Origin of the sequence: Symbiopectobacterium sp. RP (genome assembly GCF_050472005.1) — a bacterium.
Taxonomy (GTDB): Bacteria; Pseudomonadota; Gammaproteobacteria; order Enterobacterales; family Enterobacteriaceae; genus Symbiopectobacterium.
This window is the reverse complement of sequence record NZ_JBGOGS010000001.1, coordinates 991,278-1,016,051: the sequence shown is the minus strand read 5'-3', so window position 1 is coordinate 1,016,051 and position 24,774 is coordinate 991,278. Positions and strand designations below refer to the sequence as shown.

26 protein-coding genes, 1 tRNA gene and 4 pseudogenes are annotated in these 24,774 nt (G+C 51.8%); 11 read left to right on the top strand and 20 right to left on the bottom strand.

Going from position 1 to position 24,774, the window contains the following annotated elements:
- Positions 1-8: 8 nt before the first annotated feature.
- From arnE to ACD630_RS06525, 13 genes and pseudogenes are all read right to left on the bottom strand, one after another.
- Positions 9-335, bottom strand: a complete 327-nt coding sequence (gene arnE / locus ACD630_RS06585; RefSeq protein ID WP_430358516.1) for a 4-amino-4-deoxy-L-arabinose-phosphoundecaprenol flippase subunit ArnE — start codon at positions 333-335, stop codon at positions 9-11.
- The gene (gene arnT, locus ACD630_RS06580; protein WP_430358515.1) at positions 332-1,990 is read right to left on the bottom strand and encodes a lipid IV(A) 4-amino-4-deoxy-L-arabinosyltransferase; all 1,659 of its coding nucleotides are present in this window, start codon (positions 1,988-1,990) and stop codon (positions 332-334) included. The genes arnE and arnT overlap by 4 nt, the downstream gene beginning before the upstream one ends.
- A complete protein-coding gene (gene arnD / locus ACD630_RS06575; RefSeq protein WP_430358514.1) occupies positions 1,987-2,907 on the bottom strand; it encodes a 4-deoxy-4-formamido-L-arabinose-phosphoundecaprenol deformylase in 921 nt (306 codons plus the stop codon). The genes arnT and arnD overlap by 4 nt, the downstream gene beginning before the upstream one ends.
- The gene (gene arnA, locus ACD630_RS06570; RefSeq protein ID WP_430358513.1) at positions 2,904-4,883 is read right to left on the bottom strand and encodes a bifunctional UDP-4-amino-4-deoxy-L-arabinose formyltransferase/UDP-glucuronic acid oxidase ArnA; all 1,980 of its coding nucleotides are present in this window, start codon (positions 4,881-4,883) and stop codon (positions 2,904-2,906) included. Before arnA ends, arnD begins: the two co-directional genes overlap by 4 nt.
- Complete coding sequence (gene arnC, locus ACD630_RS06565; protein WP_430358512.1) at positions 4,880-5,872, bottom strand: undecaprenyl-phosphate 4-deoxy-4-formamido-L-arabinose transferase; 993 nt, start codon at positions 5,870-5,872, stop codon at positions 4,880-4,882. The genes arnA and arnC overlap by 4 nt, the downstream gene beginning before the upstream one ends.
- A 1-nt stretch (position 5,873) precedes the next feature.
- Positions 5,874-7,013: a UDP-4-amino-4-deoxy-L-arabinose aminotransferase gene (gene arnB / locus ACD630_RS06560; RefSeq protein ID WP_430358511.1), complete on the bottom strand. Its 1,140-nt coding sequence runs from the start codon at positions 7,011-7,013 to the stop codon at positions 5,874-5,876.
- Between the two features lie 612 nt (positions 7,014-7,625).
- Positions 7,626-8,168: a ferredoxin-type protein NapF gene (gene napF / locus ACD630_RS06555; protein WP_430358510.1), complete on the bottom strand. Its 543-nt coding sequence runs from the start codon at positions 8,166-8,168 to the stop codon at positions 7,626-7,628.
- Positions 8,168-8,761, bottom strand: a complete 594-nt coding sequence (locus tag ACD630_RS06550) for a TorD/DmsD family molecular chaperone (RefSeq protein WP_430358509.1) — start codon at positions 8,759-8,761, stop codon at positions 8,168-8,170. Before ACD630_RS06550 ends, napF begins: the two co-directional genes overlap by 1 nt.
- A gap of 55 nt (positions 8,762-8,816) precedes the next feature.
- Positions 8,817-9,593 carry a dimethyl sulfoxide reductase anchor subunit family protein gene (locus ACD630_RS06545; RefSeq protein WP_430358508.1) on the bottom strand — a complete coding sequence of 259 codons (777 nt, stop codon included), beginning with the start codon at positions 9,591-9,593 and terminating at the stop codon, positions 8,817-8,819.
- Entirely contained in the window at positions 9,586-10,212 is a 627-nt protein-coding gene (locus tag ACD630_RS06540; protein WP_430358507.1) for a DMSO/selenate family reductase complex B subunit, read from the bottom strand. Before ACD630_RS06540 ends, ACD630_RS06545 begins: the two co-directional genes overlap by 8 nt.
- A gap of 13 nt (positions 10,213-10,225) precedes the next feature.
- Positions 10,226-12,661 carry a DMSO/selenate family reductase complex A subunit gene (locus ACD630_RS06535; protein WP_430358506.1) on the bottom strand — a complete coding sequence of 812 codons (2,436 nt, stop codon included), beginning with the start codon at positions 12,659-12,661 and terminating at the stop codon, positions 10,226-10,228.
- Positions 12,662-13,371: 710 nt separating this feature from the next.
- Positions 13,372-13,527: pseudogene (locus ACD630_RS06530) on the bottom strand (hypothetical protein); the annotation flags it as partial.
- 46 nt (positions 13,528-13,573) lie between these two features.
- Entirely contained in the window at positions 13,574-14,497 is a 924-nt protein-coding gene (locus tag ACD630_RS06525) for an IS5 family transposase (protein ID WP_430358505.1), read from the bottom strand.
- 58 nt (positions 14,498-14,555) lie between these two features.
- On the opposite strand from ACD630_RS06525, the pseudogene ACD630_RS06520 reads away from it, so the two are divergent.
- From ACD630_RS06520 to ACD630_RS06480, 9 genes and pseudogenes are all read left to right on the top strand, one after another.
- A pseudogene (locus ACD630_RS06520) lies at positions 14,556-14,822 on the top strand (transposase); the annotation flags it as partial.
- A gap of 32 nt (positions 14,823-14,854) precedes the next feature.
- The gene (locus tag ACD630_RS06515) at positions 14,855-14,977 is read left to right on the top strand and encodes a hypothetical protein (RefSeq protein ID WP_430358504.1); all 123 of its coding nucleotides are present in this window, start codon (positions 14,855-14,857) and stop codon (positions 14,975-14,977) included.
- 263 nt (positions 14,978-15,240) lie between these two features.
- Complete coding sequence (locus ACD630_RS06510) at positions 15,241-16,608, top strand: MATE family efflux transporter (protein ID WP_430358503.1); 1,368 nt, start codon at positions 15,241-15,243, stop codon at positions 16,606-16,608.
- Positions 16,609-16,653: 45 nt separating this feature from the next.
- Positions 16,654-16,929 carry a hypothetical protein gene (locus ACD630_RS06505; protein WP_430358502.1) on the top strand — a complete coding sequence of 92 codons (276 nt, stop codon included), beginning with the start codon at positions 16,654-16,656 and terminating at the stop codon, positions 16,927-16,929.
- A tRNA-Val gene (locus ACD630_RS06500) sits at positions 16,907-16,983 on the top strand. Before ACD630_RS06505 ends, ACD630_RS06500 begins: the two co-directional genes overlap by 23 nt.
- A gap of 209 nt (positions 16,984-17,192) precedes the next feature.
- Positions 17,193-17,375 (top strand): annotated as a pseudogene (locus tag ACD630_RS06495) (cold shock domain-containing protein); the annotation flags it as partial.
- A 169-nt stretch (positions 17,376-17,544) separates the two neighbouring features.
- Positions 17,545-18,087 (top strand): DUF2058 domain-containing protein, encoded by a 543-nt coding sequence (locus ACD630_RS06490; protein WP_430358501.1) that lies wholly within the window; start codon positions 17,545-17,547, stop codon positions 18,085-18,087.
- Between the two features lie 96 nt (positions 18,088-18,183).
- Positions 18,184-18,456 (top strand): YmjA family protein, encoded by a 273-nt coding sequence (locus ACD630_RS06485; RefSeq protein WP_430358500.1) that lies wholly within the window; start codon positions 18,184-18,186, stop codon positions 18,454-18,456.
- A gap of 104 nt (positions 18,457-18,560) precedes the next feature.
- Complete coding sequence (locus ACD630_RS06480; RefSeq protein ID WP_430358499.1) at positions 18,561-19,601, top strand: IS481 family transposase; 1,041 nt, start codon at positions 18,561-18,563, stop codon at positions 19,599-19,601.
- Between the two features lie 39 nt (positions 19,602-19,640).
- On the opposite strand, the gene ACD630_RS06475 is transcribed toward ACD630_RS06480, so the two are convergent.
- The 3 genes from ACD630_RS06475 to ACD630_RS06465 are packed head-to-tail and all read right to left on the bottom strand — an operon-like array spanning position 19,641 to position 20,068.
- Positions 19,641-19,778 carry a hypothetical protein gene (locus tag ACD630_RS06475; RefSeq protein WP_430358498.1) on the bottom strand — a complete coding sequence of 46 codons (138 nt, stop codon included), beginning with the start codon at positions 19,776-19,778 and terminating at the stop codon, positions 19,641-19,643.
- Between the two features lie 18 nt (positions 19,779-19,796).
- Positions 19,797-19,937 carry a hypothetical protein gene (locus tag ACD630_RS06470; RefSeq protein WP_430358497.1) on the bottom strand — a complete coding sequence of 47 codons (141 nt, stop codon included), beginning with the start codon at positions 19,935-19,937 and terminating at the stop codon, positions 19,797-19,799.
- Positions 19,925-20,068 (bottom strand): hypothetical protein, encoded by a 144-nt coding sequence (locus tag ACD630_RS06465; RefSeq protein ID WP_430358496.1) that lies wholly within the window; start codon positions 20,066-20,068, stop codon positions 19,925-19,927. The genes ACD630_RS06470 and ACD630_RS06465 overlap by 13 nt, the downstream gene beginning before the upstream one ends.
- On the opposite strand from ACD630_RS06465, the gene ACD630_RS06460 reads away from it, so the two are divergent.
- Complete coding sequence (locus tag ACD630_RS06460; RefSeq protein WP_430358495.1) at positions 20,048-20,374, top strand: transposase; 327 nt, start codon at positions 20,048-20,050, stop codon at positions 20,372-20,374. The genes ACD630_RS06465 and ACD630_RS06460 overlap by 21 nt on opposite strands.
- A gap of 80 nt (positions 20,375-20,454) precedes the next feature.
- On the opposite strand, the pseudogene ACD630_RS06455 reads toward ACD630_RS06460, so the two are convergent.
- Positions 20,455-21,070 (bottom strand): annotated as a pseudogene (locus tag ACD630_RS06455) (hypothetical protein); the annotation flags it as partial.
- A gap of 161 nt (positions 21,071-21,231) precedes the next feature.
- On the opposite strand from ACD630_RS06455, the gene ACD630_RS06450 reads away from it, so the two are divergent.
- Positions 21,232-22,410 carry a tyrosine-type recombinase/integrase gene (locus ACD630_RS06450; RefSeq protein ID WP_430358494.1) on the top strand — a complete coding sequence of 393 codons (1,179 nt, stop codon included), beginning with the start codon at positions 21,232-21,234 and terminating at the stop codon, positions 22,408-22,410.
- Here the strand turns inward: ACD630_RS06450 and ACD630_RS06445 are convergent.
- Genes ACD630_RS06445 through ACD630_RS06435 form a run of 3 tightly spaced genes read right to left on the bottom strand, consistent with a single transcriptional unit; the run spans position 22,407 to position 24,774 of the window.
- Positions 22,407-22,595, bottom strand: a complete 189-nt coding sequence (locus ACD630_RS06445; protein ID WP_291969447.1) for a helix-turn-helix transcriptional regulator — start codon at positions 22,593-22,595, stop codon at positions 22,407-22,409. The genes ACD630_RS06450 and ACD630_RS06445 overlap by 4 nt on opposite strands.
- Positions 22,592-23,986, bottom strand: coding sequence for an SNF2-related protein (locus ACD630_RS06440; RefSeq protein ID WP_430358493.1), 1,395 nt, complete (start codon positions 23,984-23,986; stop codon positions 22,592-22,594). The genes ACD630_RS06445 and ACD630_RS06440 overlap by 4 nt, the downstream gene beginning before the upstream one ends.
- Positions 23,987-23,994: 8 nt before the next feature.
- Positions 23,995-24,774, bottom strand: a complete 780-nt coding sequence (locus ACD630_RS06435; RefSeq protein ID WP_430358492.1) for a BRO family protein — start codon at positions 24,772-24,774, stop codon at positions 23,995-23,997.

Here is a 24,774-nt window from a genome sequence, read left to right as displayed (position 1 = left end):
CCTCCACGTTAAACCGTAACACCGAGCAAAACGACGCCCGAGATGATAAACAGAATGCCGAGGCTATGCCGCCACCCAATAGGCTCCTGCCAAATCCAACGGGCGGCCAGCGTGATCCAAACCAGATTCAGACTCAACATCGGATAGGCAATGCCAACAGGAAGCTGTTGCAGTACGACCAGCCACAGCAATAACGCAAGCGCCAGCAGCAGCAGAGCAACACTCAGCCATCGCGCTACATAGGCAGGATGAACCGCTCCAGCCGCCTGTTTTTGGCACATCTGCCCCATGCAGCTCAGCATGCTGACCAGCAAAACCCCCAACCATGCACTCACTGCGCGTGATACTCGACAACGGCAAAGCGTCCTTGCTGATAGACACAGTCCGGCGTTGGCAACGCATGTATCGTCGTCCTGTCGTCATCGTCCAGCAGTAGCATCAGCGTAATATTGCCTTGTTGACGGTGAGCCGCGAGCCAGTCAGGGAAGGCGTCCTCAGAAACAAACCGTTCTGCGCTGTCCTCAAACGCCAACCCCCAAGCAAGTTCACCGCGACGGCTATAGAGAAAAATATCGTTGCGCTGCAACTCCCAGGCAATAGACGAGGAAACCCCTACGCTGTTGGACAGCACATAGCGGCTCGCTTGCAGTTGCGCATGAGCCTGCTCAATCATCGCCTGCGGCTGTTTGGCATTCTCCACACGATCGGGAATGGCAGCGCCCACCAGCAGCGCCAATGCCAGCGGGCACAGCGCCGCGCAGGCCCAGCGATTACGCGGTTGCACAATCGACAGGCTCCCGATCAACGCCCAAGAGAGAAATATCACCGCTGCCGCCAGCATCTTGCCATATTCCTGCGGTGTATAGAGCGGATAGCTCGCAAACCGATGAGGTGCCAAAACCAGCACCACAGACAGCAGCCCTATAACACCAAACAGCATATTGATAAGTGCGTTGGCGCGCAGCGCCTTGGCACCCTCGCGGGCAGCACCCAGCACATGATGAGCCAGCAACGCCGCCAGCGGCGCGTAACAGGGCAGTATATAGGTCAGTAATTTTCCTTTCGCGAGGCTGAAAAACAGCAGCGGCATGAGAGTCCAGCCCAGCAAATAGATCAGGCCGCTGTTCGTTTTCCTATCTCGCCACCCTTGGCACAACGCTCCGGGTAGGAACCCCAGCCAAGGTAACGCACCCAGCAGAAACAGCGGCAGGTAATACCAAAACGGTGCCCGGTGCTGGGCGCCTTCCTGGGCAAAACGCTGGATATGCTCTACCCAAAAAAAGTAGTGCCAGAACGTTGGTTCACGCTCTGCTATGGTTAGCGCCCAAGGCAATGTCACCGCCGCCGCACTTAACACGGCCAACGGCCCATACATCAACAGTGATTTCCACTGTTTCTTTTCTGCCACCCACGGCAGCACGCTAATAACAGGTACCGCCAGCGCCAAAAAGCCTTTGGTCATCACCCCCATGCCACAAGCCATCCCCAGCACCAGATACCCAATGGCCTTCTTGCCCGCGGACTCTGATTCAGCGGCATACCAGAAACTGCACATGGCGAGCGAGAGCCACAGCGCGAGCATAGGATCGAGCACAGCGTAAGTCCCGACACCGTAGACCAGCAAGCAGGAAAGGTAGATTACCGCCGCCAGCAGCGCAGTACGTTTGTCACGCCAGATCCGCCAGGAGAGCCACGCGACCAGACAGGCGGTCAGCGACGAGGAGAATATGGCTCCCGCACGCACCGCAAAGTTGGAATGACCAAAAAGCCATTGAGCGAGATTGTTGATCCAGTAACCCGCTATGGGTTTTTCAAAGTAGCGAATACCTAAAAATCGCGGCACCGCCCAATCTCCCGAGGCCAGCAAGCCACGGCTGATTTCTGCATAGCGGGTTTCATCCGGCTGCCAGAGCAAGCGGTATTCAATAGGAATAACGTAGTAGAGTGCCCACAAAGCGACCAATGCGAGCGTGTAAGTTACTGCTTTCATGACTGACCGACCTGATCGTGTTGGCTATTCAGCCACTGTTGACAGCCTAACCATCCTTCCCGCCCGTCAATGGAGTGGCGCACAACCTGCCCAACGGGCAAATCTGCCTCGGATTCAAGAAGCAACGCCCCCAGAGGACAAAACTGAAGTCCTTCAAGATGTGCCATGGAGAGCAACGCCGAAAATTCCCGCTGGAAGGCGATGCCCTCCACCTCAGCGTGCACGGTATACACCGGTGTCCCTCGCGCGCTGTGCATGGCGTTGAGCAAATAGCGATTGAACTGCTGTGGTTGCACGGTGGAGCCGATAACCTCATCCCAGGTGGGTAGTGAAACCGGAATCTGAACGGTACCTAATGTGCCATCTGCCAGACGAGGCAGAAATGGTGTGCTGCCGCGACAATCGCTGTTGTAGCGGAAACCAAAGCACTGCTTAGCCTCAATGACACGCTGATCTGCCCGCCATCCAGCCACGGCGGAGCAGGTGACGGCCTTGCCCAGCAGATCCTCCAGCGCGGTCTTGCCCAGCGCAATATGGCGATGTAACTGTACTGGGTTCCAAATGCCCGCCCAGGTTTGCCAGGCAAAGTGATCCCAAGCATGAAGCCCCACCTCGTGGGTACGTGCCGTTTGTCGTATGACGTCCGCATTACCGCGCCCAATCAAACGGCCTGGCCAAGCAGTCCCCGCCAGCAGGATGTCCCAGCCATACAACGAAACCGCCTTGGAGCGCAGCATCTTCCACAAAAAAGCCGGTTTGGCCAGACGCCAAAGGTGACGCCCCATATTATCTGGTCCAACGCTGAAAAAGACGCTTGCCTGAATCCCATGTTGCTCCAACGTCTCCAGCAGGCGCGGCATACCCACTCTCGTACCGCGCCAGGTGTCAACATCAATACGCAGCCCGACACGCTTCATGGGGTTGAATCCAGTGAAGGGTGAGCACGCAGGAAAAAGTCCAGCGTTTCGTCAATCGTCCGTTGGATCTCGACCTGTGGCTCCCATCCCAAAAGGCGGCGCGCATTGGCGATGCTTGGTTTACGGTGTTCCACATCCTGATAGCCTTTGCCGTAGTAACTGCCACTCTCCACCACGAACATGCCAGCAAACGGCGGATACATGTGCCGAAGCGGATGACGCTCAAAACTTTCGAGCAACATCTCTGCGAGCTCGCGGATGCTGGCCTCGTTTTTCGGGTTACCGATATTGATAATTCGCCCATCACAGGCGTTGTCACGATTTTCAATGATGCGAAATAACGCCTCGATGCCGTCGTTGATATCGGTAAAACAGCGCTTCTGTTCACCGCCATCAATCAGCTTGATGGGCGATCCTTCCACCAGATTCAGGATCAATTGCGTAATGGCACGCGAACTGCCGATACGGGCGGCGTCCAAGCTATCAAGCCGTGGTCCCATCCAGTTGAAAGGGCGGAACAGCGTAAAACGCAGCCCCTGCTTCTCGCCGTATGCCCAGATCACCCGATCGAGCAGCTGCTTCGATACCGAATAGATCCAACGCTGTTTGTTAATCGGCCCAACCACCAGCGATGAACGATCTTCATCGAACATCTTATCGCTGCACATCCCGTACACTTCAGAAGTGGAAGGGAAGATGATGCGCTTCTGGTGTTTGACGCAGCTACGCACGATTTTCAGGTTCTCTTCGAAATCCAGCTCGAACACCCGCAGCGGATTACGCGTGTATTCAATCGGCGTGGCAATAGCGACCAGCGGCAGAATGACATCACATTTCTTGATGTGATACTCAATCCACTCCGAGTGGATGGTGATATCCCCTTCAACAAAGTGAAAACGCGGGTTAAGCAGGAAACGGGCAATTGCATCGGAACCGATATCCAAGCCGTAGACTTCGTAATTTTCATCTTGCAGCAACCGTTCCGTCAGGTGGTTGCCGATAAAACCGTTTACCCCAAGGATCAACACCCGAACGCGCTTGGGTTGGCACGGCAAGCAGGCATTCAGCCTAGCCCCTTCCACCATGCCTACGGTTTGTGCCAGTTGTTCACCCGCCATAAACACGCTGTTGTCACTCTGACCGGTCACAATCTCCAGCGCATCGCTGCCGCAGGCAACCACCAGTGGTGAAACCGACAACACTGTTCCACTCGGCGCGCAAGGGAAATCCTGTCGCAAACGCGAGGACCACACCGTCAAGCGTGTCGCACCGGCATAACAAAATGCGCCCGGCCACGGATCCGTGACTGCACGCACTAGGTTGTGCAATTCATGCGCAGGCCGCGACCAGTCCATCCGCCCTGCCTCAGGGGTTCGCCGGGTGACATAGCTGGCCTGTGCGTGATCCTGCTCCTGTTGCGGATAGTTACCGGATTTAATCACTGGCAGGATATCGCGTAACAGACTGTCTGCACATTCGCACAGTTTATGGTGCAAACCAGGGGCATCGTCATCCGGTGCGATATCGACCCGCTGTTGCGCGATAATCGGGCCCGCATCGGGTTCTGACGTCATGCGATGCAGCGTGACGCCCGTCTGCGTCTCTCCGTTAACCAATACCCAATTCAGCGGTGCGCGGCCACGGTATTGCGGCAATAGCGAGCCATGCAGGTTAAACGCCCCTAAGGGGGCGCACTGCAAAATCGCATCACTCAGCACGCGGCGGTAATAGAAAGAAAAAATGGCCTGCGGTGCGAGCGCGCGAATGCGTTCACGCCACAGCGGGTGGTTCACGTCTTCCGGTGTATAGACAGGAATACCAGTTCTGGCGGCAATACGAGCCACTGAGCCAAAAAAAGGATTTTCACCGGGCGTGTCCGCGTGGGTGAAAATAGCACTGATGCGATAGCCAGAGGCCAGTAAGGCATTGATGCAAACGCATCCCATATCATGGTAAGCAAAAACAACGGTATTCATTTCACATTACTCTCTTGGTGAGTCTCGTCTTTGCGGGTCTCACCCTTAACGACGCGTTGCACAAAATAACGAGGGCGAGCACGCACATCGTTGTAAATACGGCCAATATATTCACCGAGTATCCCCATCCCCACGAACTGCGCACCGATAAAACTGAACAGAAAGGCAAACAGCATGAAAACACCCTCGGCCGCCCATTCAGGCCCAAATACCAGACGCAACACCACCAGCACAAAGGTCAGAAGGAATCCTAAGAGCGCGATGGCGCTACCTATCACGCTGAGCAGACGTAAAGGCGTCGTGGTCAGGCAGGTCACCAGGTCATACATCAGGCTGATCAAACTGATCACGCTGTACTTGGAATCACCGTGCAGGCGTTCAGCGTGCTCGACAGGAATCTCCGTAGCCTTACGCGCGAAGATATTGGCAAGGATAGGGATAAAGGTGCTGCGTTCGTGGCAGGTCAACATGGCATCGACAATATGGCGCCGATAAGCGCGCAGCATACAGCCATAATCGCCCATGGCCTTGCCAGTGGTACGCTGGATAAAACGGTTTATCAGGTGCGATGACATTTTGCGAAACAGGCTATCCTGACGGTTTTGACGCACCGTGCCCACCACGTCATAGCCTTCATCGGCTTTTGCCACCAGACGCGGGATCTCTTCCGGTGGATTCTGGAGATCGGCATCCAGCGTAATAATTAAATCACCCGTGGCATGGCTAAATCCTGCAATGATCGCAGTATGCTGACCGTAATTCCGGTTAAGCAATACGGCTATCACGTGGCTATCTGGCATTTCGCTGGATTGCACCATCAGTCGCGCTGAGTTGTCATTGCTGCCATCATCAACCAAGACAATCTCATAATCCTTACTCAACGTCTCACAGGTAGCCACCGTGCGCTGAATCAGGGCGGGCAGGCTCTCTTGCTCGTTGAATACCGGGATGACAACGGAGACTTTTTTTATCAAAGGAAAGGTGAACATATCAACCGCAGGCAAGCTCGCGCAGCGCATCGATAACGCGTGATGTGTCGTCATAAGTCATATCCGGAAACAGGGGAATGGATAACAGGCGTTCGCTGTTCCACTCCGTATGAGGAAGTTCAAGTGCGGGAAAACGCTCACGGTAATATTTCTGGGTATGGACGGCGCGAAAATGCAGGCCGGTGCCAATCCCTCGCGCTTGCAGTGCAGCCATTAACGCATCGCGTGAAATACCGCAGCGTTCAGCATCCACACGCAAAATAAACAGGTGCCAAGCGTGGTGATGGGGCCATTCAGGCTGACGTAATGGCAGCAGTGGCGTATCAGCAAGCGCCGATAAATAGCGTTGCGCAATCTCCTGGCGCCGCTGGTTAACGTTCGCCAGCTTGCCAAATTGCACTAACGCAATCGCGGCATGGATATCACTGAGATTGTATTTGTACCCCGGTGTTATCACTTCTGCTTGCGGTGCACGTCCCTGTGCAAGTCTGTCATAAGCATTCACGCCAAGGCCGTGAAATTTAAGGCTGCGGATACGCTCGGCAAGCTGGTCATCATCGGTGACCACCAGTCCGCCCTCGGCGCAGGTCATATTTTTGATGGCGTGAAAAGAGAAAATCGCAGTGCCTTTAGCTCCGACAGGGGCTCCGCGATACTCGGCCCCAACGGCATGCGCCGCATCTTCAATAACGGGGATACTGTGACGGTGCCCGATAGCGCGAATCGCGTCCATATCTGCGGGTGCACCGGCGTAATGCACGGGAATAATGGCGCGTGTGCGGGGCGTGATAGCCGCAGCAATGGCCTCCGGCGTGACCATCAATGTATCGCGATCGACGTCTACCATCACCGGCACAGCGCCAAGCAAGACAACCATGTTGAGGGTTGAAACCCAAGTCAGCGAGGGGGTAATAACTTCATCGCCAGGGGAAATATCCAGCGCCATCAAGGTTACGTGCATCCCGCCCGTCGCGGAACTGAGAGCAATGGCGTGCTTGTTGCCGGTCAATGCGCAAAAAGCAGCTTCCAGTTGCTGATTTTTTGGCCCTGAAGTGATCCACCCGGATAACATGACCGTATTCACGGCAGCAATCTCTTCATCTCCCAAGGAAGGGCGAGAAAAAGGTAAAAAATCAAGCATGACAATATCTTGGTGATAAAATAACAAACGTAAAAAACATCATGATTTCACCGACTTATTTTCTATTACCTCGCAAAAGGAAAACCGCCTTATTTTCTATTACCTCGCAAAAGGAAATAAGAAAAAAGTCGGCTGATAAATATAGGCGAGCCCTGTTTTTTAGCCATTACAAACAATGATACAGGTACGCATTACTAAAATAACCCAGATGAACACCCCAAACACTCCTCATCTGAATTGTGTTTAAAATACGTTTAATTAAACCATTCAATTAAAAGTTCAGTCGGCTCTTCTTATTTTATATATTCATTTAGGTTTTGTTTAAAAATCAATAATAGCCATTAGCGTGGCTTTGTTGAATAAACATATTTTATGCTGCACCCCCGGTGAAACGACAGATCCTCGCAACGCAAAATCATGCAGTTAGGCCTCATAAGAAAACTGTAAACCTGAGGTGACAAGCATTTTCTACCAAAACTGGCTGGCAAAACAGCATGACTTACTATTATTCAACAAAGCCCATTAGCGTCACAATAACATGACGTTCAAAAATAAAAATCACATTATCACTGTGCAAATGACGGTATGGCGGGGTCGATATTCAGGCGTTATTTAAGCCAATGGGGTCAATGAAATTGCCTGAGTTTCACACTGAATCAAGCATTCTCCACAGCCATGACAGCGCGCGCTGTCTACATCAGGCAAGCCACGCTCACTGAGAGAAAGCGCCTGACTTGGGCAAGTATCGATGCAACTGCGGCAATGGCGTTGCTGACTGATACAGGTAGTGCCGATCGCCGGACGTAATCTGGTATCAAAGTGTGCCTGTGGCAATAGCGCTCCCGAGGGGCAATGCTTGATGCATGACTGACAGCCATCGCAACTGGCGTATTCAATGGCCAGCTGCGGATAACCTTCTTCATTGACGATCAGCACCCCCATTGGGCAAGCATTAACGCACTGTTGGCAACGGTCACACTGTTGATAAAACTGTGGTGCAGGCAGCGCACCGGGAGGAAATGGCGCACGTGGTTGAGCGTTATTGGGTAGCGGCTCATGCTGGTGCGAAGCATTAAGAAAGGCGCGGAACAACCCGCGCCGACTGACGTAGCGATGAGACAAATATCCGCGATAGTAGCGCTCATCCTTTTCCATCAGAAAAACATCCGTGATGTTTCGGGCTGCAACCCATAATGACGCTGCATCCCCTGTAGCAGTAAGCGGGTCACGGCTGCCAGTTGGGCATAGAACGGGCTGTGGGGATTTTGCTGCAAGCGTTCCAGATAGCGATCGCTCCAGGGCAGCAAATACGTTTCCAACAGCGTGTGTGCAGCCTGCTCTTTCTCTTGTTCCAACAACGCAGCGAGCGCCAGCAGCATCAATCCGAACTGATCCTCCGGTTCCTGCTGCGCACCGGTAAACGACAGCCCGTGCTGGTGTAGGAAAGCACGATAGCGTACCGTACTTTCTCCCATTAGCAGATTGTCGTTTTCCAGATAGACCGACGCCCAGGGCGGCGCAAACATCTCTCCCTGCCCTTCGAACAGTACCGAGTATTGCCAGATAAACGCTTCTGCGTCAGGCACTGGCCAGTGCTGACACAGCGCTTCCATTTCGGTGCGTTCTGCCCAAGGACACAGCGTAGGCAGCGCAGATAAACTCGCCACGATAGCCTGCACATCTGGGGGTGTCGGCGGATAGTAAAAGAGTGCGCCCAAAAAACGTGGCAACACGGCTATAGATGACATCGGGCTCTCCCCTTAGGATGCCGCCCTGTGCAATAGCATACAGAGCGGCACGGCATTACATCGGCAACGTCCACAAGTTATAGAACGCGACACGGCCCGCTAGCTCAGCGACAATCACTACCAGCGCACAGGCCACCAACAGTGAGCGTCCGGTTTTATAACGAACATGTACCATCGCTCCCATGATGCCCACAGCGAGCAGGATAGCCTGCGCACTAAACCAGGCCAGCTGTGCACTGGTCAGCGCACTGTCTGCGCTCATCAAGGTTGCCATGTAGCTAGGACGAAGGCAGAAGCTCGCCAGCGTAGCCAATACGCTAACGGCCAGTCCAATGCGGCGCGCGCCCAATACCGCTGCCAGCGCACCGCCACCAATCATCGGCGTCAGCAACATCATCAACAGCGTGTAGTTGATGTTCCAGGTTGTCACGGTCGGCAGCTGATAAATGCGCGGGATAGCCAACAAGAACAGCACACCCACCACGGCAGCGATCCAGGTCAGCGCACTGAACAGGCGTTGTGCGCCGCGATTAAGCAGCAACCCCAGCGCTCCGAGACCGCCAAACGCGCAAAACAGCGACGAAAGCACGATTTCGTTGCTCATCGGCGAGTGCCCGGCGCGCAGCAGCACGTTCATGGCACGCAGTGGCTGCCCGAGATGCAGCCCCGCGATCGGCAGGGCCAGACCAAACAGACACATTGCAGCAAACAGGCCAATCGCTAACGGCCGCGCCTCCACCTGTTTTAGCATCCCCGCCACCAACAGCAGGATAAACGCCCCCACCGCACTCTGCGTGAGCACGGTAAAAAACACCAAAGGCAACTCATGCATGGCGCACCTCCTGCAAGTTTTGAATAGCACCGTCTTTATCGCCGCTCGGCCGCGCTTTCGGGTGCGGTTTGACGATCAGATTCGGGTGCGTCAGCGACGCAGAGGGTAACGGTGCGATCTCGTTTTCGCTGCCGTATTTGGCACGCAGTTCATCAATGGGCCCAAAATCCAGCGCGCGCTGCGGACAGGAATCAACACAGATCGGACGCAGATTTTTCTGCAACCGATCTAGGCAACCGTCACATTTGCGCATCACCTTGGCGTACGCATCAAACTGCGGCGCGCCGTAGGGGCAACGCATCTCACAGTAACGGCAGCCAACGCACACGTTCTCATCCACCAGCACTAGCCCATCCTCTTTGCGCTTGTGCATGGCACCGGTTGGGCAACCTGCCACACAGGTCGGATCGTCACAGTGGTTACAGGCAATTGACAGGTAGTAGCTGTAGGTGTCGTTTTGCCAGGACTCGCCCTCTTTTACCCAATTGCCGCCACCGTACTCATAGACACGGCGCAGCTTCGGGCCAAGATCCAAATCTTTATTATCCTTGCAACTGACCTGACAGGTTTTGCAGCCCGAACAGCGCGAGGAGTCAACGTAAAAGCCATATTGTGTCATCAGTCATTTCCCCTTAAGCGCGCTGAATCTCAACCAGGTTGGTGTGTTGCGGATTACCTTTCGCCAGCCGCGAAGGCTCCTGGGAGGTCAGGGTGTTAATGCACCCGCCAACATCGACGCCCCTGCTGTCAAGGCGCGTCCAGGCCCCCTGCGGCATAGCGGCAACGCCAGGGAGAATGCGCTGTGTGACTTTGCAGGGGATTTCTACCACGCCGCGATCGTTAAATACACGCACGCGATCGCCAGATTTCAGTTGGCGCTCCGCAGCATCGATCGGGTTGATCCAGACTTCATCCGGCACGGCTTCATGCAGGAATTGCACGTTGCTGTAGGTGGAGTGGGTGTGGCCCTTGGTATGGAACCCAGTGAGTTGCAGCGGATATTTGGCTGTCATCGTTTTATTGAGATGAGATTCACGCACCACGCAGAACTCAGGAATTGCAGGGATACGATCACCTTCCGGTAACGTCCAGGTTTGAGCCAGTTTGGCTAGCGCTTCGGAATAGATCTCAATCTTGCCTGACGGTGTTTTCAGCGGATTGGCCTGCGGGTCTGTCCGGAAATCCAGGAAGGCAATGCTCTGTTTTTCCGTCGCGATCTGTTGATCGATAACGCCCTTCTCTTTCGCAACCGACCATTCCGGCAAGTAAGTGCGTTTCTCTTTCACCTGTTGGTAATGTTTTTCGACCCACTGCGCCTGCGTGCGGCCTTCGGTAAATTGCGCTTTCAGTCCGAGATGACCAGCAATATCGGCACAGATGTCGTAGGTACTGCGCACTTCCCACATCGGCGTGATGGTTTTCTGGATGGCAATCATGTAGTTGTGCGAGCCCGTTGAATACGAGCTATCAACCAGATCTTCCGCTTCCAGATAACTGGTTTCCGGCAGCAAGATATCAGCAAATTTGGCGCTAGGTGTGATGTGGTTATCAATCACTACGATGGTTTCACACAGGGTGTCATCCGCCAGAATTTTACGCGTGCGGTTGATATCACCGTGCTGGTTCAACAGCGCCTGCCCTGCCTGATTAACCACCATTTTAATGCCGACGCGCAGCTTATCTGCGCCTTTCACGCCCATGGTCGTGGCCGTCATTTTTTCGGGATTAAGGATGGCATCCGTCCAAAGATAGCAAGGGATCGAGGTTTTGATCGGGTTGCTGCCCACCGGCAAGGTTGGAACACCGTAAGGTGTGCCATAAGGCCAGTTACCGTTGTTGGTGCCCTGCAACCCAAAGTGACCAGTAAGCGCTGGCAACGTCTGGATAGCGCGCACAGTTTGCTCACCGTTGGCGTGGCGCTGCGGCCCCCAGCCCTGGCCGATATAGCAGGCGCGCGCACCCGCGATTTCCCGCGCCAGTTGACGAATGCGCACCGCCGGAATGCCAGTGACGGTCGCCGCCCATTCAGGCGTTTTGGCAATGCCATCTGGCCCGGTTCCCAGAATATAATCCTTGTAGCTGGCATTCGCTGCCGCAGACGCGGGCAGCGTGCTGGCATCAAACCCGACGCTATAACGGTTGACCAATGCTTCGTCGATCAGGTTTTCGCTAATCAGGGTGTGAGCCAACCCCGCAACTAATGCCGCATCGGTGGTTGGGCGAATCGCTAACCACTCTGCATGCTGGGTGATAACGGAATCGGTGTAACGCGGATCGATGATCACCACGCGAGCCTGTGATTTTTCTAACGCACGACGCAGTTCCTCCACCTGTCCGCCGCCGGACATACGGGTTTCCGACAGGTTGAGGCCAAAAAACACCACCAGATCGGAATGGGCAATTTGCGTAAAGTGGCTGCCAACATAGGTACCGTGCGTATACGGCGTGGCAGTCTCGATTTGCGCGGTAGAGTAGGTATTGTGATAGTTCAGGTAGCCGCCCGTCAGGTTCAGCAGGCGTTTCCACGCGTGCCTTCCCTGATTGTGGTAATAGGCACCGGATTGGTAGTTGTAGTAGATCGCCTCATTGCCATATTTCTCAGCAATGCGCTTCATTTCCGAGGCGACAAACGCGGTCGCCTCTTCCCAACTGATGCGTTTGAATTTGCCTTCACCGCGTTTACCGACACGCTTCATCGGGTATTTGATACGATCCGGGCTGTAAACGCGCCAGCGGTTAGAACGCCCGCGCAAACAAGGACGGATCTGGTGTTCACCGAACACGCTGTCATCTTTGGCATCTTCCGGCTCGATACGCACGATGCGATCGTCCTTCACAATCACCTTCAACGGACAGCGACTGCCACAGTTAACCAAACACGCGCTGTGACGAACGGTTTCATTGTCGTTCACCACGCCGGTTGGGACCACCGCCGGCTGGGCATTGGCAGAAAACGGCAAGGTGATGGCACTGGTAATCGCCACCGCCGAGCCGATTTTCGCGGCATCGATCACCGCGTCCCGACGAGATATTTCCTGGTGTAGAAGGTCTTCAATAATTTTCTTCATGATTATGATCCCACTTTGCTTACCCTGCTAACCATAAAGGCTTGCTAATAATATGGGATTGATATCGATCAAGCGGGCAAGACCTATTGCCCCCGAAAGGGTAGAAATGTGATCGTGAAACGTCGTTATTTACTTAAATATATAATGCTTTTTGGTTTTAAATGCTGCTTTTTTTTGCAGAAACGCAGGTAATGATAATGAGATTTATTGCCATTTGTGAATAGTGTTTTATCTATAATATAAATAAAAATATTACCACACAGAATTTATAAAAGATACTTACCTTGAAGGGCTTTGTTGAATAAACATATTTTATGCTGCACCCCCGGTGAAACGACAGATCCTCGCAACGCAAAATCATGCAGTTAGGCCTCATAAGAAAACTGTAAACCTGAGGTGACAAGCATTTTCTACCAAAACTGGCTAGAAAAACAGCATGACTCACTATTATTTAACAAAGCCACCTTGAAGAGCAAAAAACAGTCTCCCTCTCATTTACACATAAAATCAAAAGGTTAAATGAAACAATTTCAAGCTCCGCTCGAAGACGTTATCGGGGAGTGAAGAGAGTAGAACACAATACCTAATAACATGAATAATATAGCTTAATTATGTTTATAAAATTCAGATTATACACATTACTATACACATAAGTTTTTGCTTGGCTTATTTTGGGCTATATTTCGCACTCTACTGACACTGTCACCACACTATATCCCTGAGAAGGCCGATAGCCGCTCTTTGTGGTTTTCGCTCATATCAAACGCAAAATCTTCATGCTCTGCCTGCCACGTACCAAACGACATTAGGAACGCGACGGCGGGGTCTATCTTGTTGGCGGATTTCTTCTTGTTCGGGGCTTTGTTGAATAAATTAGAACTTGTAACGACTGCGCCCCATACGGGTCGATTGTTACGTGATGCGAATACTGTTCGGCATTCCTAATAGCGTGATCAGGTTAAGCGCTTTGACCATGGCCATGGCTTCACCCACCTGACCATCGTAGTCTCTCAGACTTAGATGACCACCCAGAAGCCTTTTGAACCGGAACATGGCCGTTTCAGTCACTGAGCGCCGGTGATAGCCCACTTTCTTTTTCCAGATATCGTTACTACCGCTAATGCGCTGATTTGCAACAGCGTGGTTACGCTCGTGGTAGCGATCTTGCCAATATTGCGCCCCCCTTCGTGGCGGGATAAGCGGCCTTATTTTCTTCCTCAGCAGAACATCATAGCAGTAAACTGTATCGTAAGCGCCGTCAGCCGATGCCTCTCTGATTTTCCGGTGGGTCTGGTTTATCAGCGCCGGTAGAGCTTGGGCATCAGTCGTACCACTGAGCGACAAATCCGCACAGATAATCTCATGCGTCACACTGTCTACTGCCAGGTGCAGTTTACGCCATACCCTGCGTCTGTCGGCACCATGGTGCCGGACTTTCCATTCGCCTTCGCCAAAGACCTTCAGGCCGGTTCCATCAATGACCAGATGTGAGATTTCACCACGGGTTGGCGTTTTTATGCTGATGTTCACTGTCTTTGCTCGCTTGCTGAGCAGCGAATAGTCTGGACAATGGAGCGACAATTTAATCAGTTTAAAAATCGAGTCACCAAAGCCCTGTAAAGCCCTCAATGAAAGGCCAAACACGCGTTTCATCATCAGGACTGTGGTGATGGCCATATCTGAGTAGTGGAGCGGTCGTCCACGCCGTTCAGTAGTGTTTTTTTCCGTCCATGCAGCAATGACTGATTCATCTAGCCATACGGTTAGAGAAGCGCGCTGCTTGAGGGCCTTGTTATAAGAGGGCCAGTTGGTGATTTTAAAATTTTGTTTTGCCATGGAGACCTGATTTTGAAACAACTGTGTTGATCTGCTCCGATGATTACCCAAAAGTTCTATTTATTCAACAAAGACCCTGAAGAACTGGGGAGCCAAGGGAAGAACAAATGTTATCGGCGCTTTATTAGGCACAACGCTGTTTGCTATCGGATTATTTGATATCAATATTAACAGCGATGTTTTCTATTCCTGGGTCACACAAGTCCTTATCCCAGTACTCCCTAAAAACAGTGTAATCGTGATGGACAATGCAACTTTTCACAAAAAACATAATATTCAACAAGTCATCATCGATGCAGGGTGTATGGTGGAGCATTTGCCTACATATTCGCCAAGTCTTAACCCCATTGAGCATAAATGGGTACAAGCAAAAAGCAAAAAAAGAGAGAGTGGTTGCGATACAGAGATTTTGTTCTCAGTCCATATGGTGTAATCAAAATTAAGTCGCTTTGCTATAAGACAACAGAACCTCTTCATTGACACAATATCTTACGAAGAAGTTGGTTTACTTATGCCAAGCCGCTACACTAGAACAACGTTCTGTCATCGATTGATTTTCCATCTCAGATGGATGGCTTCGAAAGCCATTTGTACTCGTTATCTCGCTTGCGGTTGTTTACTTTCATTCATCCCAACCCCCTGCTGGAAAAGCAATGCGCCACCTCGCCGTGCTGCCGTATAACAGAAAGCGAGAGGGTATCGACGCCAGTTTTTCGTTTTAACAATTCAAGGAAGGTGTTTGCGTGCAGAAATATTTGTCAGAGGCGCGGAGCCTGTTAACGCTCGCGGTTCCTGTCATTATTGCGCAGGTTTCCCAAACGTCCATGGGTGTCGTTGACACCATTATTGCGGGTGCTTATAGCGCCACCGATATGGCAGCGGTTGCAGTCGGTACCTCCGTGTGGTTACCGGTCATCCTGTTTGGACATGGTTTATTAATGGCGCTCACGCCCGTGGTAGCCCAACTCAACGGCTCTGGCCGACGCCCGCGCATCGCCCATCAGGTTCAGCAGGCGTTTATTTTGGCCGCGATCGTTGCGGTTATCACCATGATAGTGCTGTATAACGGCAAGCATGTTATTGCCATGATGCATACCGACTCACCGGAGCTCGCGAATGTTGCCATCGGCTATCTGCACGTGATGCTGCTGGGAGTACCGGGCTATCTGTTCTATCAGGTGCTACGCTGCCAGTGTGAGGGGTTATCCAAAACCAAGCCGGGCATGGTGATTGGCTTTATTGGCGTGCTGATCAATATTCCGCTGAACTACATCTTTATCTACGGCAAATTTGGCATGCCCGAACTGGGCGGTGTGGGTTGCGGCGTCGCGACAGCTTCTACCTATTGGATCATGATGCTGATGATGGCGTTTTACAGTATGCACGCACGTTGGTTGCGCGATATCAAGTGGCAGCGCTGGCAGATTGATTTCTCCGCCATGCGGCGTCTGTTTTCGCTTGGTTTGCCCATTGCGCTCACCCTGCTGTTCGAAGTATCTCTGTTTGCCATCGTCGCCCTGCTGATCCTGCCGCTCGGCGTCATTGACGTTGCCGGGCATCAGATAGCACTGAATTTCAGTTCTCTGATGTTCGTGTTGCCGTTGTCTATCGGCATTGTCTCGACGATCCGCGTTGGTCACCGGCTGGGGGAAGGTTCCGTGGAAGATGCGCGTGTTGCGGCCTACACCGACATCGCAACCGGCGTGATGTTGGCCTGTTGTACCGCTATTTTCACCGCGTTGCTGCGTGAGCAGATCGCCTTGTTGTATAACAAAAACCCTGAAGTGGTCGCTATGGCGGCGCAGCTGATGCTTCTGGCCGCTATTTATCAGATTTCAGACGCGGTGCAGGCTATCGGTAACGGCGTATTACGTGGCTATAAAGATACGCCTTCCATTTTCTACATCACCTTCGTCTCCTACTGGATACTCGGTTTACCCAGCGGTTATCTGCTGGCAATGACCGATTATTGGGTGCCGCGCATGGGCCCTGCCGGTTTCTGGTGTGGCTTTATCATCGGACTCACTGCTGCCGCCATTATGATGATGCTACGTATCCGTTATCTGCAACGCCAATCGCCCGGTGATATTCTGGCGCGCGCGGCGCGCTAGCCCTGATATCACCCAACGCAAGGGGGAGCACGCCACCAGCGTTGGGTGAAAAAAACGCAAAGTGAACACAAACGCAGCAGTCGTGCGGTTCAACCGCATAAATGTTGCATTTGCGTCTTGCCAGCACCACGTTCACTCGCTATAGCCAAACGACTTAAAAATGATTACAGCCAATGCCCTGATATGTGGAAAAAAATACAGCTAATTGTTATCAAAATAATGTCGCTTGGCTATACTATGCGCCCCGCACGGCAGCACAGGGCATTGCCCGCTGCATTAGTGACCCGTCTTACAAAAGGCGTTCTTAGCTCAGCTGGTTAGAGCACCACCTTGACATGGTGGGGGTCGATGCTTCGAGTCCATTAGAACGCACCATTTCTTGTTCCTCAGTGTTCTTTTATCACTCTGTTTCCAATCTCCTGAAGCTCATTTTTGGCAATAACACCCGATAGTTATCATCAAGAGGCAAACCAAAGAGGTGGTCTGCGCAGGGATTGTGCTTTACACTGTGCGCTGCAAAAATAAGGTGATAAACGATTAGGTAGGCGGTAATGGCGATGAACGGAACGATCACAACCTAGTTTGAAGTGTCGGCTGATACCCGCATTGATAAAGAAAATACGGTGCTTTCTGTGGGCGCGCTAATGGGAAATATCAGGCCGAAATCAACCGCTAAATCCAGTGACGTTCGTTCGATGAAAAAATTGGCGATCACCACCTTCCAAGGTTCGACGTTAATTTTCACAGAAGATGAAATAGACATTTAGGCCACGGTGAAACTGCCCAAGGTGTGAAGCCATTTCGCTGCCGTGTTCACTGCGTCCCTGATGGCGCCCACCAGATTCAAACGCCGTAGCGATCGGGCTTTGCGCCCGGTTACAGCCCCGGCGATTACAGGTATAATCCCACAAATTTTTCTACGGTTTCGAAACGACGATGACAAAACTCACCTTACAAGAGCAGATGCTGAAAGCGGGATTAGTGACCAGCAAAAAAATGGCCAAAGTTGAAAGAACGGCCAAAAAATCACGCGTTCAGGCGCGTGAAGCCAGAGCCGCGGTAGAGGAAAATAAAAAAAATCAGCTTGAACGCGATAAACAGCTCAGCGAACAACAGAAACAGGCTGTGTTATCTAAAGAGTATAAAGCTCAGGTAAAACAACTGATTGAGATGAACAAAATCGACATTGCAAAAGGTGATATTGGTTTTAACTTCACGGACAACAATGTAATCAAAAAGTTGGTTGTAGATAAGCTGACGCAAACTCAGTTGATTAATGGTCGTCTCGCCATCGCGCGTCTGGTTATTGATAACAAGGGTGAGAACCAATACGCAATTATCCCCGCGAGCGTGGCCGAAAAAATTGCGCAGCGCGATGCGAGCAGTATTGTTTTACACAGTGCGCTGAGTCAGGAGTCGCAAGATGATGAAGAAAATCCTTACGCCGACTTTAAAGTGCCCGATGATTTAATGTGGTAACTGACGCAGTAGGTTGTTGTGGTTTTACTGCATTTCACCAACTGACTAGACAATGTTGGTGGTACGGACAAACACCTTACCCCGTGGGGACGACGTATGAACAATGAAATACCCCTTAAATATTATGATATTGTGGATGAGTATTCGACGGAAGCCGCCACGTTGGTGAACGAGTCAGAGCGTGACGCTCTGGCTCACTATTTCAAATTGCTGATCACTCGCTTAATGAATAACGAAGAGATCAGTGAGCAGGCTCAGCACGAAATGGCGCGTGAGGCCCATATCAACGAGCAGCGTATTGATGAGATAGCGACGTTTTTGAATCAATGGGGCGATGCGGAGTTTTTCTCGCTCACCGCCCTTCAATAATGTGTATTAGTCGCGACTAAATCTGACACTGGACCTTGAAAGGTTGAGAGTTACCGGTTTTGATATGGGTGTCTAATCCTTAAACAAAACGCGAGGTAACTCTCATGCTTCATACTAACAATCCCATTATCAAACACAAAGCCGGCCTGCTCAATCTCGCCGAAGAACTCGGTAACGTATCAAAAGCCTGCAAGAGCATGGGCGTGTCACGCGATACATTTTACCGTTATCAGGAACTGGCTGCTGAAGGCGCCATTGATGCGCTGGTTAACCAGAACCGCCGGGTTCCGAACCTGAAGAACCGCGCCGACGAAGCCACTGAACGCGCGCTTGTTGATTATGCTATTGAGTTTCCGCCCCATGGGCAGCACCGGACCTGTAATGAGCTGCGTAAAAAAGGCGTGTTTATCTCCGGCAGCGGCGTGCGCTCCATCTGGCAACGACACGACCTGGAGAACTTCCGTAAACGCCTGAAGGCGCTTGAGGAAAAGCTCGCCAGAGAAGGCATTGTCCTTACCGATGCTCAAATCGCAGCCCTGGAGAAGAAGGCGCACGATGATGAGGCCTGCGGTGAAATCGAGACGGCACATCCCGGGTATCTGGGCTCGCAGGACACCTTCTACGTGGGCAATCTGAAGGGGGTGGGCCGTATCTACCAGCAGACGTTCGTGGATACGTACTCGAAAGTGGCACACTGCAAGCTGTATACGAATAAAACACCGCTCACCGCCGCCGACCTGCTCAATGATCGCGTACTCCCGTTCTACGAGGCTCAGGGACTGCCGGTGCTGAGAATACTGACCGACAGGGGTACGGAGTACTGTGGTAAAGTGGAGCAGCATGATTATCAGCTTTATCTGGCTATCAACGATATCGAGCATACGAAAACGAAGGCGATGTCTCCGCAGGCGAACGGCACCTGCGAGCGCTTCCATAAAACCATTTTGCAGGATTTTTATCAGGTTACGTTCCGCAAGAAGTTATATGGAGACTTGGAAAGCCTGCAGGTAGATCTGGACAACTGGTTGTGGCATTACAATAATGAGCGAACTCATCAGGGAAAAATGTGCTGCGGGCGTACGCCGATGGCCACTTTACTCGATGGAAAACGGAGCTGGGCAGAAAAGAATCTGAACCAGATGTAATCTGACAGACACCTGTATAAATAATCGGTAACTGTCAGATCAGGTCTGAGCTAGTACAACTAATCTGAGTGTCAGAGCTACGCCTTGCTGAACTTTCACTCGCCGTCCGGTGTTCTTGTCTTTCCGCTTCGCTTTTGCTGTTCGCGTTATGATCACGGATGTTTCCCCGATCTCCATATTGGCTTTTTTCCCTTTTCAGCCAACCTGTCCGTTTGCGATAAATGGCAGATCGTCTGCAATTTCACCAATTTTACGGGTGTCACCGCCCCACTCGGCCCGATGCCCTTCCTTTCCCCGGATAAGCCAACATATTCCCTGGGAGCTTAATGTGCGCATAGCCCGATAGAGTCACCTTCACGGTCAATGAGATGAACTAACTTCTTCCCGGTATCAAGAGACTCAACGCGGGCGATATCCCAGTACTCCCTAAAAACAGTGTAATCGTGATGGACAATGCAACTTTTCACAAAAAACATAATATTCAACAAGTCATCATCGGTGCAGGGTATATGGTGGAGTATTTGCCTACATATTCGCCAGATCTTAACCCCATTGAGCATAAATGGGCACAAGCAAAAAGCAAAAAAAAGAGAGAGTGGTTGCGATACAGAGATTTTGTTCTCAGTCCATATGGCGTAATCAAAATTAAGTCGCCTAGCTATAGGGCGCTCGGCTATGAGGTCGAGCGCATCATCAGGAGTAGGGAGCAGGTCGGGGTGAATGTGATTTGTCACGTCAAGGAAGGGGGGTCGGCAAGTCGAAATAAGCGGTAACTTATTGATAAATAATGTCGTGTATTGTTGTGTTTTGTCGCCTATTTTTTGAGCATGAAATGAGTCTAACTATATGATAATTAGTATGTTAGTACTTTAGACCTTCGCTGGTAGTTATACAGTTCCTGCTTGCGTTTAGGCAGCATCTCCACCTCGGCGGGCTGAAAGCCGCGCTCCTAGAACCAATGGATGCTGTGCGTGGTGAGAACGAACAGTTTCTTCAGCCGCTGCTGACGTGCCTGTGCCGCAACGCGTTGTATAGCCAACCGACTTAAAAATGATTACAGCAAATACCCTGATATGTGGCAAAAAAATACAGCTAATTGTTATCAAAATAATATCGCTTGGCTATAGCAACATGTCTCCGCGCGAGGAACTGCGATAGTCAGGATGTACCGCGACGCAGGCCATTTCTCCGATGCTCTCTTCAGGGAACGGGTACAGCGCTTCGCAGGCGATGGTCAGGTTATCGCGGACCACCACGGTAAACTTATCGATCTCCATTTCCAGCTGCTCACGTGAGCGGCGCACCAGAATCCCCTGTTGCTCCAGCGGACGGATCAGCTCGAGAATGCCGCCAATATCGTTGATGGTGGCTCGGCGCACTTGCTCCGCACTCTCCATGACGATCTGCGTACCGATACCGTCACGAGAAAACAGTTCTTGCACCAGTACCCCGTCTTCCTGATAGCTGATGCGCCATCTATTGTTCCGGTGGTGTCCTTGAGTGTCCATTTTTCAGTTAAAAATAGAAATGTTAGCGCCATTTATTGTCCGGTCTGATCCATCTAAAACCGTTGCGATCCGTGCCTAAAACGGGTACATATCCGGGTATCTTAAGTTGGTAACGGGTATCTATGAAACTCAATGCGCGACAGATTGAAACAGCAAAACCCGGTGACAAGGATTACAAACTGCCGGATGGTAATGGGCTGTTTTTGCTGGTAAAAACCACTGGTGCCAAGTACTGGCGTTACCGTTACACCTTTGCCGGCAAGGAAAAAATGTTGGCAATCGGCGTCTACCCTGCGGTATCCCTCGCCGCTGCACGACGGAAACGCGATGAGGCCCGGCAAAATGTGGCTGCGGGCGTCGATCCCGTGAAAGCAAAAAACTATGGTGCTTCGGCGGCAGCGGCGAAAACCATTACCTTTAAAGAGATTACCATCGAATGGCATGAATTTAAAAAAAACCGCTGGTCCCCTCGCTATGCTGCCGACATTTTAGAAGCGTTCGGCAAAGACATCTTCCCGGCGCTAGGCAATCTTGCGGTTGCGGAGATTGAGCCAGTAATGATGCTGGCGGCATTGCGTAAAGTTGAAGCACGCGGCGCCACAGAGAAAGCGGCCAAAACGCGGTGCTGGTGTGGTGAGGTTTTCCGCTATGCGGTGGCAACCGGACGGGCTAAGTTTAACCCTGCCGGGGAGCTGAAAAGCGCCATGGTGAAACACAAGTCTACGCGGCATCCTTTTCTGCGCGTCGACCAATTGCCGGACTTCCTCATGGCGGTGGATGGTTACACTGGCAGCATAATAACGCGCTTGGGCTTGCAAATTCTTATGCTCTCTGGTCTACGTACGCAGGAGCTACGCTATTCACAGTGGGACTGGGTGGATCTTGATGGGGAAAAGCTGTGGTCAATACCGGCTGAGGTGATGAAGATGAGCCGACCACACATTGTACCGCTGTCATCGCAACTGATTGCCCTGTTGCGTGAACTCAAGACACTGAGCGGACGGTATAGGAATATGTTCCCCGGAAGGAATGATCCCTCAAAGGTGATGAGCAACAACACGATTAACCGGATGATAGCGACCATCGGCTATAAGGGAAGGGTAGTAGGGCATGGTTTCCGGCATACGATGAGCACAGTACTCAATGATCAGGGGTTTAACCCCGATTGGATTGAGCTGCAACTCGCACACGTGGACAAAAATGTGATTCGTGGAACCTATAACCAGGCCCTATATCTGGATGGACGGCGGGAAATGATGCAGTGGTACGCGGACTATATCGATCACTTGAGGCTGATTTAAAGAAACTGTTTTTTCCACGCTTCGATCTCGCCGCGTACCCAGCGCGCGGTACGGGTGCCGAGCTTTTTTTGCTTGGGAAATTCACCATTACTGATGCGCAGGTAAATGCAGGATTTTTTTAACCCTACGCTGCGTTCCACTTCTTTAATCGTTATCAGGTCGGTGTCTGAAATTATCGGTGTCATGCTCTGCCCCTTTTCTTCATGGCTTCCAGCAGGATATCCTGCACGTTGCGTTTTGAATCGCGCCGTTCCATCACCAGTTCGTCTACGGTATCGGCGGCGATAATATGGTGTATCCATACCGGGCGGTTATGCCCCGCCTGTATCTGGCGTGTTGGCCCGATACGTTCGATAATTTGTTGGTACTGTTCCAGATCCCACCAGTGCGAGAAAAACACCAGGATGTTTCCGCCATCCTGTAAGTTAAGGCCGTGGCCTGCGCTAGCTGGATGAGCGAATAGCACCGGGATTTTACCGGCATTCCAGTCGCGCAGCGTCTGTGGATCGGAATCAAGCTGTTTACCCTTTGGAAAGGCTTTCAATAAACGGGCTAAATCGCTTTTAAAGTGGTAGGCAACCAGCACCGGCATACCGCCAGATTCGGCAATCACGCTTTCCAGCGCTTGCAACTTGGCGTCGTGGATTTCTGACCAGGTACCTTTGTCGTCGGTATAGATAGCGCCGCTGGCGATTTGCAAACACTTCACGGTTTTTGCGGCGGTGTTTGGCGCTTCAATGCCGTCACCATCCAGTTCCAGAAACATCTCCTTTTCCATTTCCTGATACTGCTGGCGTGCCTTGGGCGGCATTTCCACGCGGATCACGTTATGGATCGGTTCCTCAATAACAAACCAGTCGGCGGCATCCAGTGAGATCGTCACATCGCGTAGCGCGGCCTGTATCTCATCCTGCGAATGGGGAAAGGGTTCCAGCTTTGTCCAGCTTTGGCCGGGAAACTGGATTGCGTTGAACCAGCGCGAGGTAAATGCGCCGTATGTGCGCCCCAGGCGCTGGCCCTGATCGACAAACCACGCTTGCCCCCACAGGTCTACCAGACCGTTTGGTGCTGGCGTGCCGGTGAGATTGCCCCAGCGGTGGACATGCTTATGTGCGACCTTGCCAAGTGCTGCCGCACGTTTGCCGCCGCCGCGCAATCGAAAGGATTTAAGCCGGGTGCTCTCGTCGCCAATTACGCTGGCGAACGGCCAGCGCTCACCCAGCGTTTCAACCAGCCATACCAGGTTGTCATAGTTGGTGGTAAAAACGCTGGCGTTGCTGTTCGTCAGCGCTGCCAGCCGTTCTTTTACGCTACCCATAATGGGCTGGATCTCGATATTGCGCAGATGACTCCATTTGTTGGCTTCATCCGGCCACGTTGACCGTGCCACGCGCAGCGGCGCAAGAACCAACACCGGTTGGGTTTCGGCTCCGCACATAAAGAGATCTTCCAGCGTAGTCAGTGTGGCAACTGTTTTACCCATACCCATGCCAGCCCACACGTTGCAGCGCGGATTATTAATGAGGAAATTGGTGATTAATTCCTGATATGGCCGTGGGGTGTATGGTTTTGTCATTTTCAGCCTCAGAATAGTTTCGCTATATCCACGTCGTAGACTTCCAGCCATGCTTCACGGGGGTAGCATAAAATTCGTGCATCCGTGGACTCATCCCAGTAGTAGGATTCCATCGCGTCATGTTCGTCCTGCCATGTGGTGAGTTGGCGGTAGCTGTACCAGTTACCTGTGGCGCGCCACACTGACCGGACGGAAGCATAGTCTTTGCTGGCACCCAGCAAAGCCGCCATTTCTTCGCGTTCTTTTATCGCCTTATTGGCGATGCGCTGGTAAACAGCATTACGCTGGCAGGCGGTGGCTTCCCGTTTTTCGCTGATCTGCGCTTTGGTGCGTAAAGCTTCATCGCGTTCATCGGTGAGTAATTCATTTTTCTTTGCAAGTTCGGCGGCGAGCATTAATGCTTCGGAGAATGATTGGGGTACTGGGTGTTGAGGCAACTGATAGCCGCCTGTCTGACGGATTGACGGCAAAACGTCTTCGCATACCCAGTCCTGCACTTTTTCAGCAGAAGGTAATTTGCTTCGCATAATGAGACGGTATAAATCCGGCTCTGTCAGGAGGATGATCCCTTTAGAACGTTCCCCTAAACCTAATTCCTTACACTGTAGGAAATTAATTTTAATCAATGACTTACAGTTATATTCTAGTGCTTGGTGTGGTTTCTCGTAACCTAAAGCCTTTGCGACCTCGACAGCGAAAAATACCGGTTTTCCTTTGTACAGCATTCCGCTTATTTCGATATTCAGAGTTTCATTGTGAAAAATTACAGGTTTGGTTAAATTTTGCAT